A 15,160-nucleotide genomic window follows, 5' to 3' on the forward strand; every position below is an offset into this window, starting at 1 on the left:
TTGAACGTGTGGAACGTTGGGTTGGGAGCTATTGCGCGGCGGCCGGAAGCGGTGCCTCCAGGCGGGGCAATGCGTAGTGATCGGCGAGCAGGGTGATCCCGTACTCGTCGAGGCTTGCCGAGTGGCCGCCGACGACGAGCATCACCTCGTCCACGCCGGTGCGCTCATGCAGGGCCTCGAGACGGCCTGCGACAGTAGAGGCAGTGCCATGAAAGGTGCGGCCAGTGTAGGCGTCGAGGACCTGCCGCTCCTGCACCGTGGCAGGGTACGCCTCAACCTCGTCCGGCGGCAGAAGCAGGTAGCCCTCGCCTTTGAACATGCGCAGCATTGCCATCGCTGATGTTGCCGCCTGCCGCTTTGCTTCGGCCGGGTTGTCGCTGATCGCCACGGGCACGCTGACGAGGGTGTGGGGCTCGGCGAGCACCGCGGAGGGCTGGAAGTTCTCACGGTAGAGGCGGAGTGCTGTGTCAATGTCCGCATCGCCGAATTGCAGCGCGAAGGCATACGGCCGGCCAAGTTGCGCGGCCAGCTGTGCGGAGTACGGAGAGGAGCCCAGCACCCACACCTCCGGCGCAGTGGAGGCAGCCGGCACCCGGTTCTCCTTTGCCTGCCAGGGGCCGGGCACCGCGTGAACCCGCCGGTACGGATGTCCGGCAGGGAAATCGTCACCGAGGAACCCGAGCAGCTCGAGCACCTGCTGCGGGAATCCATCATTCGCGTCGGCGCCCCGTCGTAATGCCGCAACGGTGGCCGCATCAGTGCCAGGGGCGCGGCCCAGCCCCAGATCGATCCGGCCCGGAGCCAGAGTATCCAGCATTCCGAACTGCTCGGCGATCAGCAGCGGGGCGTGGTTGGGCACCATCACTCCTCCCGCACCGAGCCGGATGCGCGTGGTCTCGGCGATGAGGCGGGCTGCCATCAGCGCCGGTGAGGACACCGACGTCGCGCCCATCGCATGATGCTCAGACATCCAGAATCGGTGGTATCCGCGCCGGTCCGCCGTCTGCGCCAGCGACATCGTGGCCGCGAGCCCCTCCGCAGCGGTCATCCCCACGCCGGTGCCGCCCGCGGAAAGCACGGACAGCGTGAATGGGGCCGCGCCGTGTGGTTGGTCGAAGTGCATGACAGCTCCTCATGGAAAAAAGTATGTTTTGCCGTGATTGGAGCCTAACAGGCATCTCACGCTTAAATGAAACTGATACCATGAGAACCATGGCCGAGACACAGCTGGCAGCCGCACCGGGCGCCGAGGAGCATCCCTCCCTCGCCTTGGTCAACAGCTCACATGAACTGCGCGGAGGCAAACGCTACGACGAACTGGGCACCCCCGAAGCGGCGTCGGCCTGGTTGAGGGAGCGCGACCTCATCGCGCCGGAGGCGGCGCTGGAGGACTACTGCCAGGGCAGGCTTGTGGGGCTGCGCGCAGATTTGCGTGCCCTTTTCACCGCGCACGCCACTGGAGCCGTCCCCCCGGCAGCTGCCGTGCATGCTGTTAATCGTGCACTGACCCGCTCCCCCGGCGCGCTGCTGTTACGGTTCGACCCTGCCGCAGGGTTCACCCGTTGCACCGACCATCCCGTGACACAGGTGGTCGAGCACGTCATGGCAGTCATCGCCGATGACGCAGCCTCGCTGCTGGCCGGTGATCAGGCATCGCAGCTCGCTCCCTGCGAAGCGGAGTCGTGCGAGCGGTTCTTCCTCCGCACCCACGCGCGACGGCAATGGTGCTCAACCCGTTGCGGCGACCGGGTCCGTGCCGCACGAGCCTACGCACGCAAACGCGCGATACACACCGCCTGAATCAGTGTGCTGCCAAGGCCACCCCTTCAGGCAGCCGACCTCGTGGAACAGGCCATAAGGCACGGAAAGTACTATCGCGATCAGCACACCAGATGACCTCAGGAGCGAGCATCAGGGCTTCCCCGCCCGAACCCCCTGTAAAAGACCATTAGCCGCAGCTGCTGACAGCGTGGTCCCTATTCGTGCCTAGGCACAATGGCGCAGGGGTGGAGCGCCGGGACGAGAAACGGTCCACGCACTGACCCGATATTCCTTTGGCGGCCCTGTCAATATGGGCGGGTCGACACAGGCGCTACCTGAGGCCGCTTGCCGTTCCCGGCATCAACCGGCCGGATCTCATGTTCGCGTCCAAGAACAGGAGTCATTGAGGAAGCCCGCCGCTCTCCGGACGCTGAGGCGGCCCGTCCGGGACAGAAGCTGAGCCGGGTTGGCCGGAAGATCGCAGCTACTCCTTATACACACTGAACAGAGTGTGGCACGAAGCGGACAAACATCGCCTTGAAGCCGGGTGTGTTCGATTCCCGGGCCACGTTGTCCTTGTGTACCAGGGCGTTGGCTTCGGGGAAGTACGCCGCGGCGCACCCTTTCGCCGTGGGGTAGGCCACCAGCCGGAACTTGTCCGCCTGCCGGTCCTGGCCCCTGAACGTGCTCACGACGTCCACGAGGTCCCTGTCCTGGAACCCGAGCTCCGTGAGGTCCTCGGGGTGGACCAGGATGACGCGGCGGCCGTCGGAGATCCCGCGGTAGCGGTCGTCCAGGCCGTAGAACGTGGTGTTGTACTGGTCGTGGCTGCGGATGGTCTTCAGCACCAGGTGCCCGTCAGGCGGCGTCAGGTATTCCAGCGGGCTGACGGTGAATCGCCCGCGGCCGATGTCCGTTTTGAAGGACCGGGTGTCGCGCGGCGGATTCGGCAGCACGAAGCCGTTCTTCGTCCGCACCCGCTTGTTGAAGTCCTCGAACCCTGGCAGGACGCGGGAGATGTGGTCCCGGATCACGTCGTAGTCTTCCGCCATGGCCTTCCAGTCCACGGCGTGGTCCGGGCCGAAGGTGGCTTGGGCCATCCGTGCCACGATCACCGGCTCGGCGAGCAGGTGCTCGGACACCGGGGTCAGTCTGCCCTGGGTCGAGTGGACGACTGACATGGAGTCCTCCACAGACAGGAACTGTGCGCCCTTGGGGTGCTTGTCGTCCTTGTCCGTCCGGCCCAGCGTGGGAAGGATCAGCGAGGTGCGGCCGTGCACCACGTGGGACCGGTTGGGCTTGGTGGAGATGTGCACGGTCAGCCCGATCCGCTGCATCCCCGCTTCCAAGGTCTCGGTGTCGGAGCAGGCCAGCGAAAAGTTTCCGCCCATGGAGACGAAAACGTCCACCTCGTCACGCTCGAACGCCTCCATGGCCTCGACGGCGTCGTAGCCGTGGTGCCGCGGCGAGTGGATGCCGTACTCGTTGTCGAGGGCTTCGAGGAGCCATTCCTTCGGTTTCTCCCAGATGCCCATGGTCCGGTCGCCCTGGACGTTGGAATGTCCGCGCACCGGGCAGGCGCCGGCGCCGGGCTTGCCGAAGTTGCCCTGCAGGAGCAGGACGTTGACCATTTCCTTGATGGTGTCCACGGAGTGCGGCTGCTGGGTCACGCCCAGGGCCCAGCAGAAGATGCTGGCCTTGGACCGGATGAGCATCCCGGCCACGTCTTCGATCTGCTTCCGGGCCAGCCCGGTCGCCTTTTCGGTTTCCTCCCAGTCCAGGGTCCTGCGGGCCTCGCGGTAGGCGTCGAAGCCGTCGGTCTGCGACTCGACGAAGGAACGGTCGACGACGGTGCCCGGGTTTTGGTCCTCGGCCTCCAGCAGCAGGTGGCCCAGGGCCTGGAACAGCGCAAGGTCCCCGCCCACCTTGATCTGCAGGTACTCGTCGGCGAGCGGCGTGCCGCCGCCGACCACGCCGGAGACGGTCTGCGGGTCCTTGAAATTGAAGAGGCCGGCCTCCGGCAGAGGGTTCACCGCCACCACCTTGCCGCCCTTGTCCTTGCACTCCTTCAGCGCGGACAGCATGCGGGGGTGGTTGGTGCCCGGGTTCTGCCCCACGACGAAGATCAGCTCGGCGTCATGGATGTCATCCAGCGACACGGTGCCCTTGCCGATGCCGATGGTCGGGTTCAGCGCCGAACCTGAGGATTCGTGGCACATGTTGGAGCAGTCCGGCAGGTTGTTGGTGCCCAGCGACCGCGCGAACAGCTGGTACATGTACGCCGTCTCGTTGGCCGTCCGTCCGGAGGTGTAGAAGACGCAGCGGTCAGGCGTGCTGGCCCTGATGTGTTCACCGATGAGCTCGAAGGCGTCCGCCCACGAGATCGGCGAATAATGCGTCTCACCTTCCCGGATCACCACCGGTTCACTCAGCCGGCCCTGGTTGCCCAGCCAGTACTCGGTCTTGTCCGAGAGCTCGGCGATGGAGTGCTTCGCCCAGAACTCCGCACCCACCGTCCGCAGGGTGTTCTCCTCCGCCACGGCCTTGGCCCCGTTCTCGCAGAATTCGGCAGCCTTGCGTTTCTTGTCCGATTCCGGCCAGGCGCAGCCCGGGCAGTCGAAACCGCCGCGCTGGTTCAGGCGCAGCAGCGACTGCGCCGTCCGGGTCACGCCGGCCTGGGCCACGGCCCGCTCCAAGGCCACCATGACGGCCTTGACGCCGGCAGCTTCCGTTTTCGGCTTGCCGACGGCGAGGGCGTCCTCGTCGATGTCCGCAACGGGGGCGGGCTGTATTCCGAACTTCATTGGCCTTACCTCTTCATCGGGCAACGTAGTCGCTCATGGGGCGTAGACATCTCGCGCCTACAAGGTCACTCTCGGCGCGGCACCGGTCGCCTACTTTGTCCTGGCTGTTCATGCCACGCCCGTGCATTGATAGTTCTCAAGTACTCGCCCTGGATGGCCGGGTCAGCACCTTCCACCGCCACGTTTCTTAGCGCTGCACAGCAGGGGGCGCCGCTCCGGTCATCCCGGAACCGGCTCCCGCCCGCAGTGCAGTGGAGCCGTCGTCGTGGCTCAGCCACTCTATGAGATCAGCGTGCGGCGGTAGCGGGCTGTTCCTGGAAGGCTGGCATGACCTGCTCGATGAAGAGTTCGAGTGAGCGCTTTTTCTCTTCGTGGCTGAGGCTGTTGTCGCACCAGAAACTGAATTCCGTTACCCCAAGTGCCTCGTAGCGGCGGAGACGCTCGATCACTTCCTCCGGCGTCCCAATCATCGCCGTCTGGTGGAGGGATTCCGGTGTGAACTCCGGGCGGCCGTCAAATTTCTCTTCGGGGCTGGGCTCGAGGAAACCGTTCTTCGGGGTGGTCTTGTTTCCGAACCAGGCATCGAATGTCCGGTAGAACTTTTGGATGGCTTCGGCTGGACGCCGCCAGCCCTCGGGCTCGTCTGCGGGGTGGACGTGGGTGTGGCGGAGCACCATGAGGTCGGGGCGGGGGACGCCGGGGTTGTTTTCCACTGCGGTTTCAAACTTGTTGACGAGGTCTTCGACTTCCTCGTCGCCTTTCATCAGCGGGGTCACCATGACGTTGCAGCCGTTGGCGACGGCAAACTCGTGCGAGGAGATGTCGCGGGCGGCGATCCACATGGGTGGGGTGGGCTTCTGGATGGGCTTGGGGACGCTGGTGGAGGTCGGGAACTGCCAGACCTCGTCGTCGTGTGCGTAGTCGCCTTCCCAGAGCTTGCGCACTGCCGGGACGAGCTCCCGCAGGTGCTTGCCGCCGTCGACTGCGGACATGCCGCCCATGAGGCGGTCAAACTCGAACTGATAGGCGCCGCGTGCCAGTCCCACTTCCATTCGGCCGTTGCTGATGACATCCAGGAGCGCGCACTCCCCCGCTACGCGGAGAGGGTTCCAGAACGGCGCGATGATGGTCCCGGCACCCAGGCGGATGCGCGAGGTGCGCGCGGCCAGGTAGGCGAGCTGGGGCATGGGGCTGGGCGAGATGGTGTACTCCATGGAGTGGTGCTCACCGATCCATACGGTGCTGAACCCGCCGGCCTCGGCGATGAGGGCGAGCTCCGTGAGGTTCTCGAAGCATTCGCGGTGCGAGACGGATTCGTCCCACCGTTCCATGTGGACAAAAAGGGAAAAGCGCATGTGATGCTCCTTGAGATGTGTGGCGTTCGCCGTGGCTGCTTACTGGGCTGCCGCGTTGCGTTCGGCGATGGTCTGGTTGCCGCGGGACCAGTGTTCGTGCTCGATCTCGCGGACGATGACGGTGGTGTTCTCCGGCACCGCACCCACAGCGGTCTCCGCGGCGCGGTGAAGCCCGGCGATGAGTGCGCGGAGCTGTTCGGGGGTCCGGCCCCGGGCGATGGAAACTTCGATCAGAGGCATTGCGGGATCCTTCAGCTGCGGAGGACGAACGGGTCGGATACGGGTCCTTCATCGGTGTTGATCCAGACGCTCTTGAGCCGTGTGTATTCGTGCATGGATTCGAGTCCGTGCTCGATACCTACGCCCGAGTTTTTGAACCCTTGCCGTGGTGACATGGGGGACATGGCGCGGTAGGTGTTGACCCATACGGTGCCGGCCTCAAGCCGTCGGGCCATCCGGTGGGCGCGGGCAAGGTTCTGGGTCCAGACGCCGGCGGCCAGGCCATATTCGGTGTCGTTGGCCAGGCCGACGACCTCATCTTCGGAGTCGAAGGGCATGATCGCGGCGACTGGGCCGAAAATCTCCTCCCTCACGACGCGCATGGAGTTGTCGACGTCGGTCAGGACGGTGGGCGAGAAGAAGAACCCCGGAAGGTCGATCTCGGGCCGGCGGCCTCCGGTACGGACCGTTGCACCCTCGCTGACGCCAAGGTCGACGTAGGAGCTGACCTTGTCCAGCTGTGCGCCAAAGGCGAGGGGGCCGAGCTCAGTCGTGGCCAGGAGCGGGTCACCGATGATGATCGATGCTGCCCGTTCTGCAACCCGCTCAACGAGTTCGTCGTAGACGCTGCGGTGCGCGAAGACCCGGCTTCCCGCAATGCAGGTCTGCCCTGCTGCGGCGAAAATTCCGGCGATGACACCCATCGCGGCATTGGACACGTCGGCGTCGTCGAACACGATGTTGGGGCTCTTGCCGCCAAGTTCAAGCGTGGAGCCGATGAACCTTGAGGCGGTTTCCGCCGCGATGCGGGCTCCCGTCTGCGTCGATCCTGTAAAGGAGATCTTCGCGAGGTCGGGATGGCTGACCAGCGCCGCCCCTGCCTCCTGGCCGAAGCCGGTGACGACGTTCACCACACCGTCAGGGAAGCCTGCCTGGGAGGCCAACTCGGCGACCCGGAGAATGGTCCGCGACGTGTACTCACTGGGCTTAATGACTACGGTGTTGCCGGCAGCCAAAGCGGGGGCGAGCTTGGAGGTGGTCAGCGTAAGAGGAGAGTTCCACGGCGTGATCGCCCCCACGACACCCAGCGGTTCGCGCTGCGTGTAGTTGAGCATCGTGAGCGAATTCGTGGGGATCTGGCTGCCCTGGACCTTGTCCGCGAGCCCGGCGTAGTAGTACAGGTACTCGGGCAGGCTGGCGAGCTGACCGCGCATCTCGCGCAGAAGCTTGCCGTTATCCAGGGTCTCAAGCTCGGCGAGTTCGTCGGCGTGCTCGCCGATCAGGTCACCGAGGCGGCGCAGCAGATGCCCGCGCTTCGTTGCCGTGAGGTCATGCCACAGCGGCGACTGGAACGCGGTCCGTGCCGCTGCCACGGCCCGGCGGACGTCCTCCTCACTCCCCCGGGCAGCCTCATAGAGAACCTCGAGTGTTGCGGGGTTGGTGCTGGGGAAGTATTCCCCGCCGGCGGGGGCAGACCAAGTACCCCCAATGAAGTGGTCGAGTCGAACAGTCATGCGCGTACTCCTTCGGAATCTTTTATGAACTCGTTGATTGCCCGGGCCAGGACGTCGGCGTCCTGGACGGGCAGCATGTGCCGTGCACCGGGGACGATGACAGCCTTTGCGCCCGGGATCGCTGCGGCAAGGCGTCTGGTCATCTCCGGCGTCGATCCCGGGTCGAGTTCGCCGGTGATTGCCAGGGTCGGAATCTCGATGCGGCCGAGCTCTGTGCCGATCGCCGCGTCCTCCAGTGCGAAGACGCGGTAGGCATGCACAAAGGATTGGACGTCATTCGCCTCCAGGGTCCGACGGGTGCCGTCCACGAGCCCTGCAGGCACGGCCGTTCCGGTGTACCAGCGATCGATCGATGCCTCGATGGTCGATGTGAAGTCAGACTCGGCTGATGCCAGCCGGGCCGCGACCGCTTGTCTCTCAGTATCGGTGCGCCGGCAGACCGAGCTCACGCAGGTGAGCGTCTCGACCCGTTCGGGATGGAATCTGGCGATGTATTGCGCGATCAGTGCCCCCAGAGAGAACCCCACGAGGTGGCTTCGTTCGGGTAGGCGTGGGAGCACATCTTCGGCCAGTTCCGTCAGCGACGTCGGTCTCGTCAGGGGCGACTGGCGCCCGTGCCCGGGCAGATCGATCGCTATCGATTCACGCCCGAGTGCATCCTGGACAGGCCCCCACATGGTTGAGTCCAGGCCTACTCCATGCAGGAGTGCAACGGGAGTTTCCGGCGTTCCTGTCATTGTTCTGTGGAGAGGGGCGCCAGGCGCTCCTGGGGCCGGCCCTGGGCGGAGGCGGCCAGGGCAATGAGGATTTCTCCGGGGTGGGGGGCGTCGGCGAGCCTGACCTCGACGGTCTGGTGGTGGGAGCGGATGGTCGCATCCGTGATGTGCTTCATCGGGATGTCGAAGAGCGTGCCGGCCGGGGCACGTTTCTCGACCGCGGGCAGCAGGGTGGTGGCGGATGCGGCCTTGCGGTAGTGGTCGCCGAATTTGAGCGTGTGAATGAGTGCCGAGCCGTGCTCGACCTCCCCGTCGATGCCCACGATTGCTGCCTTGCCGTAGGCCTCGACAGGGGCGCCGAGGGCCTCGATGACTTTCGGGGTGAGGAGGGCACCGAGATCAGAAGCTGTGGCATCGATGCCTTCGGTGAGGTCCTCGACAAAGCCTTGGCCGGCCCAGGGGTTCTCCACTACCGCGACTGCGACGGCGATGCGGGCCCCTGGAGTCACGGGGCGGCCGCCCTCGGTCAGGATTTCTTCGGACAAAGTGACGATCTTGCGGATGTTCACGGCAGGATTCCCTCCAGGATTTCAGCGGTTACGGGGCGGTCAGTTGTTCGGTCGCCGATGCGCGGGTGCGGACGGGACCCTGAGGAGGCGGCGGCTATCACGACGATTTCGTTCCGATGGGGTGCATCGCTCAGGCTTAGCGTCAGGGTTTGGTAGTGGCTGCGCGTGGAGGCGGCTTCCTTGTGCCACATCGGCACGGCGATAGAGGTCCCTGGTTCTGCGCGGTCGTCTGAGAAGGAGAGGATCGATGTGCCTTCGAGGAACTCGCGGACGAGATTGCCGAAGTACGGTGTGTGGATCAGCGCAGCGGCGTGCTCAACCTCCCCGTTCAACCCGACAACAGCGGACTTGCCGAACGCCTCGATTTGATCAGCTCCGCCCAGCGCTGCGGTGAGGCGGTCCGTCAGGACCTTCGCGAGCACCGGAGCGATCCGTTCGGTTTCGGACGCGAGGTCGGTCGAGACCGGTGAGCCGGCCCAGGGGTTGCGGATGACGGCGGCTGCGGCCGCCCTGGTCACGCGGGTGGGCAGGGCACCGGGACCGTCGCGCAGGAGCTCTTCCGTCAGGACGGTGATCTTCCGGACACCGATTCCCCGCGCGAGTTCTTCCATCGCAGCGGTCGGCTGATCCTCTGTTCCGTCAGTGGACAGGGAAGTCAGGGTTGTATCAGACACGGTTCAGGTCCTTCCGTCGTGACCTAGTGGCAATCAGGGAGCGCACAGTGCACGTCCTTTCGTATATGCACCCGCGAAAGCGGGCAGTTCGCTGGTATGGCGGCAGGTAGGACACGCTGGTCAACCCAGTTCATAAGCGGTGGACCCAGGCCAGGTGACTTCTCAGTTCTCGGCACCCATCTCAGGCGCTTGGATACGGGCCGCGGCAAGGCTTGAGGCATTGACGTGGCCGCGCATCGCAAGTTCGGCACCCGTCGGGTCTTTTTCCAACATCGCATCGAGGACAGACTGGTGCTCGCGGATGGAGGCCCGCATCCGGGCAGGACGCTCAACGGTCTCCAGGACGATCCGGTGGTAGGCAAGCTGGTTCATGAGACGTCCGTAGTGCTCGCGGAGCTTCGAGTTATCCGAACCGTTCACGATGGTCCAGTGGAACTCGTGGACCAGTTCGGCATACCTGGCGCTGTCGCTTCTGCGCTCGGCCACCTCAGACGCCTCGATATTGCGTTTGAGCAGGTCCAGCTCCGGCACCGGACCGCGCCTTGCGAGCAGGTTGGCCGCCAGGCCCTCGAGGCTTTCCTTTAGCTGGAACAGCTCGACGATCTCACGGCGAGTGGGTATCCGGACGAAGGTGCCCACCTTGGGCCGTATTTCAACAAGACCCTCATTTTCCAGTTGCTTGAGGGCCTCGCGGACGGGCGTCCTGCTCACGTCGAACTCCTCGGCCAGGAAAAGCTCCGGAAGCGGCGCGCCCGGCGGGTACTCACCGCTGAGGACGAGCTTGCGGAGTTTGTCCAGGAGGCTGAGCTGATTGCCGGTCCCCTGTTCCTGTGTTTTCACCTGAAGAGTCTCTTGCATGCATCAAACCTACGTTGCATACAAGGACCGCGTCAAGCGATCTAACAACTTCCGCGGGTTTGGGGCATTTTTCCTCTCGGGTGTTGACGTGGATCACACTAGGATTTACGGTTGTGGCATGCAACAGACAATCACTGACACCGTAACCGCAGCTTGGACGGCAGCCTGGGACGAGGGTGACGTGAGCGCGTTCGACGCAATCGTCACCGACGACTACCGCCGTGAGAGCGCCGGCACGGGAAAGATCACCGGCCTGAAGGAACTTCAGCAGGAAATCCTCGACGTCCGGGCGGCATTCCCGGATCTCACCACCCGCATCGACAAGGTCATCGCCAGCGGTGACGACGTCGCCATCTTCTGGACAACGACCGGCACCTTCACGCATCCCCTCGGCGGGGTTCCGCCCACAGGAAGCGTCGTCGAGACCCGCGGCTCGAACGCCCTTACGCTGCGCGATGGCCGGATTGCTTACGAGCGGGTTACCTGGGACGCCGCGGAGCTCCTGGCCGACCTCGGAGTTCCGTCCCTCCACTCAGCGTTCGAGGACGACGCAGCAGACGTGGTAGTGGACGAATTCACCGGCAACTTGCCCTTGGACATCATGAAGGGCTTCAACCGGCAGTTCATTACAGGAGTCACCGTCGTGACGACCGTCGACGAAGACGGCAAACCCCGGGGCCTCGCGGCCAACTCCTATGCCTCAATCTCCCTGGACCCGCCGCTCGTTCTCGTCTGCGTCCAGAAGACGTCGTCCACCTACCCGGCGCTGTTCCAGTCGGCGCACTTCGGGATCAACATCCTCAGCAACGAACAGCACGACACGGTACGCACGTTCGCCTCAAAGGCTCCCGACAAGTTCGCCGACCTTCAATGGCATGTAGGACCCAACGGCGTGCCACTGATCGATGGCTCGGCAGCCTCACTTGAGGCCGAGATCAAGGAACGCTTCCAGGCCAAAACCCACACGATCTTCGTCGGCCGGGTCCGGCACGCTGAGGTCGCAGACGCTGACCCCATGATCTACAAGGCAGGCCGCTTCTTTGACGGCGCACGCCTCGAGGAACTCTGACCTACCGCATCGGGCCGCCGCCCGGACCAACCTGCCCCCACGGACTGGTCCAGGCGGCCACCTCCTCCACTCGGAGGCCTCCCCAACTCAAACCTATGCAGCGCCACTGCAACCTGGAGCACTCATGACCCACATCAAAAATGTCGAGGACCTGATGGATGAAACATCCCCCGGCATGGGCGACAACCTCAAGTCATCAAACTCCCCCGCTCCCACCGAGCCGACAAACGAAACCGCGATGGCCAAAGCCGACCGTCTCCGGCACAAGCCCGGGGCCGTCTTCTGGACATCCGTCGGGCTCATCGCCGCATTCACCGCCTGGGCATCACTTGCCCCCGAGAACCTGAGCGCCGTCATGACCGCGGCCATGAACTGGGTCGCCGAGAGCGTCGGCTGGAGCTACCTCGTTGTAACCCTTGGCTGCATCGGCCTGCTCATCTACATCGGAATCAGCCGGTTCGGAACCATCCGGCTCGGCGCCGACGACGCGAAGCCAGACTTCAGCACCTGGTCCTGGCTCGCCATGATCCTCTCCGCGGTCATGGGAATCGGCCTGATCAGCTACGGCGTCGCCGAGCCGATCTCGCACTTCGCCTCACCACCCCACGGCCTGGCCGAGGCCGGCACCATGGAAGCCGCGGTCCGGGCCATGCAGTTCTCCTACTTTGACTGGGGCCCGCACGCCTGGGCAGTCTTCGGCGTCTTCGGCCTCGCCATCGCCTACTCCACACACCGCCGCAACAACGCCGGACTGGTGTCACCCATGCTGCGCCCGGTCTTCGGCAAGCTGGTCGACGGCTGGTTCGGCAAAATGATCGACATCTTCGCCATCATCGCCACCCTCTTCGGAACAACGACGTCCTTGGGGCTCGGCGCCTCCCAGATCGGCGAAGGCGTCGACCGGGTGTTCGGGATTCCCTCCAGCCTTGTGGGCCAGATCCTGATCATCGCCGTCATCACGGTCATCTTCACGCTCTCCGCACTCTCCGGCGTACACCGCGGCATCAAGTACCTCAGCCAAGGCACCATGGTTCTCTCCGCGGGGCTGGCCCTCTACGTGTTGTTCACCGGCCCCACCAACTTCATCTCGAACCTGTTCTTCCGTTCGCTCGGTCAATACTTCAGCGAATTCTTTGCCGTGAGCCTGCTGACGCCCAGCACCCCCGACGACGTCCAGTGGATGCAGTGGTGGACCTACTTCATGATGGCCTGGTGGCTGAGCTGGGGTGCCTTCGTTGGGGTCTTCCTCGCAAAGATCTCCAGGGGACGCACAGTGCGTCAATTCATCGCCGGCGTCATGATTGTTCCGAGCGTCGTGTTCTTCGCCTGGTTCACCATCTTCGGCGGCTCGGCGATCAAGTTCGACATGGAGAATCAAGGCCAGATCGGTGCCGCGGCGCTGGAGGACGTCAACTCGGCCTTCTTCGCCACCCTCGCCGAACTCCCGCTGTCCGGCATCACCTCCGTGGTGGCGATCTTCCTGGTCGTGATGTACTTCGTCTCCGGCGCCGACGCGAACACTTACGTGCTCAGCATGATGTCCTCCCGCGGGACACTCAAACCCACCAAACCAGTCCTGACAACCTGGGGCCTGCTTACCGGCCTGTGCGCAGTTGTACTCCTCATCGTCGGAGGCCTGGGCGCACTCCAGCAGGCGGCCATGCTATCGGCACTGCCGTTCACCGTGATCGTCGCCCTCCTCGGCTACGGCCTGGTAGTAGAGCTGAGGAAAGACCCCCAATTCGAGGGCACACGCGCACTAACCCAGCGCGATCTCAACCGCATTCTCAAACCTGAGGCCTAGCACCAACCAAAACCAGGTGATGGCGGCGGGAGCACCCCGCCGCCATCACCGCCGTTAACTTCCTGCTCTTGCAGGAGTACAGCCTGAAGCGCGCAGGCATACCTGCCACCCCCTCTGAGTTTTTCTGAAGGAGACCCCACATGACCACTTCGCCTGTAATTTCCCCTGCCGTCTCGCCGGAGCGTGAGGCGTCTCTCCTCGCCTCCGTTCCCACCGGCCTGCTGATCAATGGTGAGTGGCGGGACGCGTCCGACGGCGGCACGTTCGACGTCCACGACCCCGCCACCGGGGAGGTACTCGCCACCCTCGCGTCGGCCACCAGTGACGACGCTATCGCCGCGCTCGACGCGGCAGACGCAGCCCAGGCGTCCTGGGCGCGCACCGCACCCCGGGTGCGGGCAGAGATCCTGCGCCGGGCCTTCGACCTGGTCACCGAACGCGCCGAGGACTTCGCGCTGCTGATGACCCTGGAAATGGGCAAACCGCTGGCCGAAGCCCGCGGCGAGGTCACCTACGGGACCGAGTTCCTGCGCTGGTTCTCCGAAGAGGCCGTCCGCGACTACGGCCGCTACCTCACCACCCCCGAAGGCAAAAACAAGATCCTCGTCCAGCACAAACCCGTCGGACCCTGCCTGCTCATCACGCCCTGGAACTTCCCCCTGGCCATGGCCACCCGCAAGGTCGCACCCGCCGTCGCCGCCGGCTGCACCATGGTCCTCAAACCCGCCAAACTCACCCCGCTCACGGCCCAGTACTTCGCGCAGACCATGCTCGACGCCGGACTCCCGGCCGGCGTCCTCAACGTCGTCGCCTCCGCCAGCGCCTCCGGCATCTCCGGTCCGCTCCTGAAGGACTCCCGGCTGCGGAAGGTCTCCTTCACCGGTTCCACCCCCGTCGGCAAGCGACTGATGGCCGAGGCCGCCCAGAACGTCCTGCGCACCTCCATGGAACTCGGCGGCAACGCCCCCTTCATCGTCTTCGAGGACGCCGACCTCGATGCCGCCGTCGAAGGGGCCATGGCCGCCAAAATGCGGAACATGGGCGAAGCCTGCACCGCCGCCAACCGCTTCCTCGTCCACGAAACCGTCGCCGCAGAATTCACGCAGAAGTTCGCCGCCGCCATGGGCGCCCTGACCACCGGCCGCGGCACCGACCCCACCACCCAGGTCGGCCCGCTCATCGAGGCCGGAGCCCGCGACAACGTCCACGCCCTGGTCCGCGCCGCCGTCGACGCCGGAGCAGTTGCCGTCACCGGCGGGGCACCCGTGGACGGACCCGGCTACTTCTACCAGCCCACCGTGCTGGGCAACGTCCCGAACGACGCCGAGATCCTCCGCCAGGAAATCTTCGGCCCCGTCGCCCCCGTCACCACCTTCACCACCGAGGAGGACGCCATCCGGCTCGCCAACGCCACCGAATACGGCCTCGCCTCCTACCTCTACACCCGCGACTTCAACCGGCTCCTGCGCGTGGCCGAACAAATCGAGTTCGGCATGGTCGGATTCAACGCCGGCGTCATCTCCAACGCCGCAGCCCCCTTCGGCGGCGTCAAACAATCCGGACTCGGCCGCGAAGGCGGCACCGAAGGCATCGCCGAATACACCACCACCCAATACCTCGGCATCGCCGACCCCTACGCCCGCTAACGCGGCCCCCGGGGGTCTCTCAGATACACGTCAGGGAACCTAAACCCCAGCCCGATGCAGTTTGAAGCCCACTAGGTGTATTGTCCCGGCAGGTTGGTGACACGGGGATTTACTTGAAGCAATAAGAGGACCTCCGGGTGTTGTGTGGTGCTTGTCGAGAGCGAACACAAA

General features: G+C 64.8%; 13 protein-coding genes. 4 read left to right on the forward strand and 9 right to left on the reverse strand.

What is annotated here, in order from left to right:
• Positions 1 to 28: 28 nt before the first annotated feature.
• Complete coding sequence (locus tag ACIP90_RS19545) at positions 29 to 1,123, reverse strand: LLM class flavin-dependent oxidoreductase (RefSeq protein ID WP_400581321.1); 1,095 nt, start codon at positions 1,121 to 1,123, stop codon at positions 29 to 31.
• Between the two features lie 89 nt (positions 1,124 to 1,212).
• On the opposite strand from ACIP90_RS19545, the gene ACIP90_RS19550 reads away from it, so the two are divergent.
• Complete coding sequence (locus tag ACIP90_RS19550; protein ID WP_400581322.1) at positions 1,213 to 1,800, forward strand: CGNR zinc finger domain-containing protein; 588 nt, start codon at positions 1,213 to 1,215, stop codon at positions 1,798 to 1,800.
• Between the two features lie 452 nt (positions 1,801 to 2,252).
• Here the strand turns inward: ACIP90_RS19550 and ACIP90_RS19555 are convergent, their stop codons facing one another.
• The 8 genes from ACIP90_RS19555 to ACIP90_RS19590 form a co-directional block, all read right to left on the reverse strand.
• The gene (locus tag ACIP90_RS19555) at positions 2,253 to 4,565 is read right to left on the reverse strand and encodes an FdhF/YdeP family oxidoreductase (RefSeq protein ID WP_400581323.1); all 2,313 of its coding nucleotides are present in this window, start codon (positions 4,563 to 4,565) and stop codon (positions 2,253 to 2,255) included.
• 287 nt (positions 4,566 to 4,852) lie between these two features.
• On the reverse strand, positions 4,853 to 5,920 hold the full coding sequence (locus ACIP90_RS19560; protein WP_400581325.1) for an LLM class flavin-dependent oxidoreductase: 1,068 nt from the start codon (positions 5,918 to 5,920) through the stop codon (positions 4,853 to 4,855).
• 39 nt (positions 5,921 to 5,959) lie between these two features.
• The gene (locus ACIP90_RS19565) at positions 5,960 to 6,160 is read right to left on the reverse strand and encodes a 4-oxalocrotonate tautomerase family protein (RefSeq protein ID WP_400581326.1); all 201 of its coding nucleotides are present in this window, start codon (positions 6,158 to 6,160) and stop codon (positions 5,960 to 5,962) included.
• An 11-nt stretch (positions 6,161 to 6,171) separates the two neighbouring features.
• Positions 6,172 to 7,653, reverse strand: a complete 1,482-nt coding sequence (locus ACIP90_RS19570; RefSeq protein ID WP_400581327.1) for an aldehyde dehydrogenase — start codon at positions 7,651 to 7,653, stop codon at positions 6,172 to 6,174.
• Entirely contained in the window at positions 7,650 to 8,390 is a 741-nt protein-coding gene (locus tag ACIP90_RS19575) for an alpha/beta fold hydrolase (protein WP_400581328.1), read from the reverse strand. Before ACIP90_RS19575 ends, ACIP90_RS19570 begins: the two co-directional genes overlap by 4 nt.
• Entirely contained in the window at positions 8,387 to 8,938 is a 552-nt protein-coding gene (locus ACIP90_RS19580) for an amino acid synthesis family protein (protein WP_400581329.1), read from the reverse strand. Before ACIP90_RS19580 ends, ACIP90_RS19575 begins: the two co-directional genes overlap by 4 nt.
• A complete protein-coding gene (locus ACIP90_RS19585) occupies positions 8,935 to 9,612 on the reverse strand; it encodes an amino acid synthesis family protein (RefSeq protein WP_400581330.1) in 678 nt (225 codons plus the stop codon). Before ACIP90_RS19585 ends, ACIP90_RS19580 begins: the two co-directional genes overlap by 4 nt.
• 162 nt (positions 9,613 to 9,774) lie before the next feature.
• Positions 9,775 to 10,452: a GntR family transcriptional regulator gene (locus ACIP90_RS19590; RefSeq protein ID WP_400581331.1), complete on the reverse strand. Its 678-nt coding sequence runs from the start codon at positions 10,450 to 10,452 to the stop codon at positions 9,775 to 9,777.
• Between the two features lie 136 nt (positions 10,453 to 10,588).
• On the opposite strand from ACIP90_RS19590, the gene ACIP90_RS19595 reads away from it, so the two are divergent.
• The 3 genes from ACIP90_RS19595 (at position 10,589) to ACIP90_RS19605 (ending at position 14,989) form a co-directional block, all read left to right on the forward strand.
• Positions 10,589 to 11,539, forward strand: a complete 951-nt coding sequence (locus ACIP90_RS19595) for a flavin reductase (RefSeq protein WP_400581332.1) — start codon at positions 10,589 to 10,591, stop codon at positions 11,537 to 11,539.
• Positions 11,540 to 11,663: 124 nt separating this feature from the next.
• On the forward strand, positions 11,664 to 13,343 hold the full coding sequence (locus ACIP90_RS19600) for a BCCT family transporter (RefSeq protein WP_400581334.1): 1,680 nt from the start codon (positions 11,664 to 11,666) through the stop codon (positions 13,341 to 13,343).
• A gap of 140 nt (positions 13,344 to 13,483) precedes the next feature.
• Positions 13,484 to 14,989 (forward strand): NAD-dependent succinate-semialdehyde dehydrogenase, encoded by a 1,506-nt coding sequence (locus tag ACIP90_RS19605; protein WP_400581335.1) that lies wholly within the window; start codon positions 13,484 to 13,486, stop codon positions 14,987 to 14,989.
• Positions 14,990 to 15,160 lie beyond the last annotated feature (171 nt).

Origin of the sequence: Arthrobacter sp. NPDC093139, assembly GCF_044754165.1 — a bacterium.
In the GTDB taxonomy this organism is placed as follows: domain Bacteria; phylum Actinomycetota; class Actinomycetes; order Actinomycetales; family Micrococcaceae; genus Arthrobacter.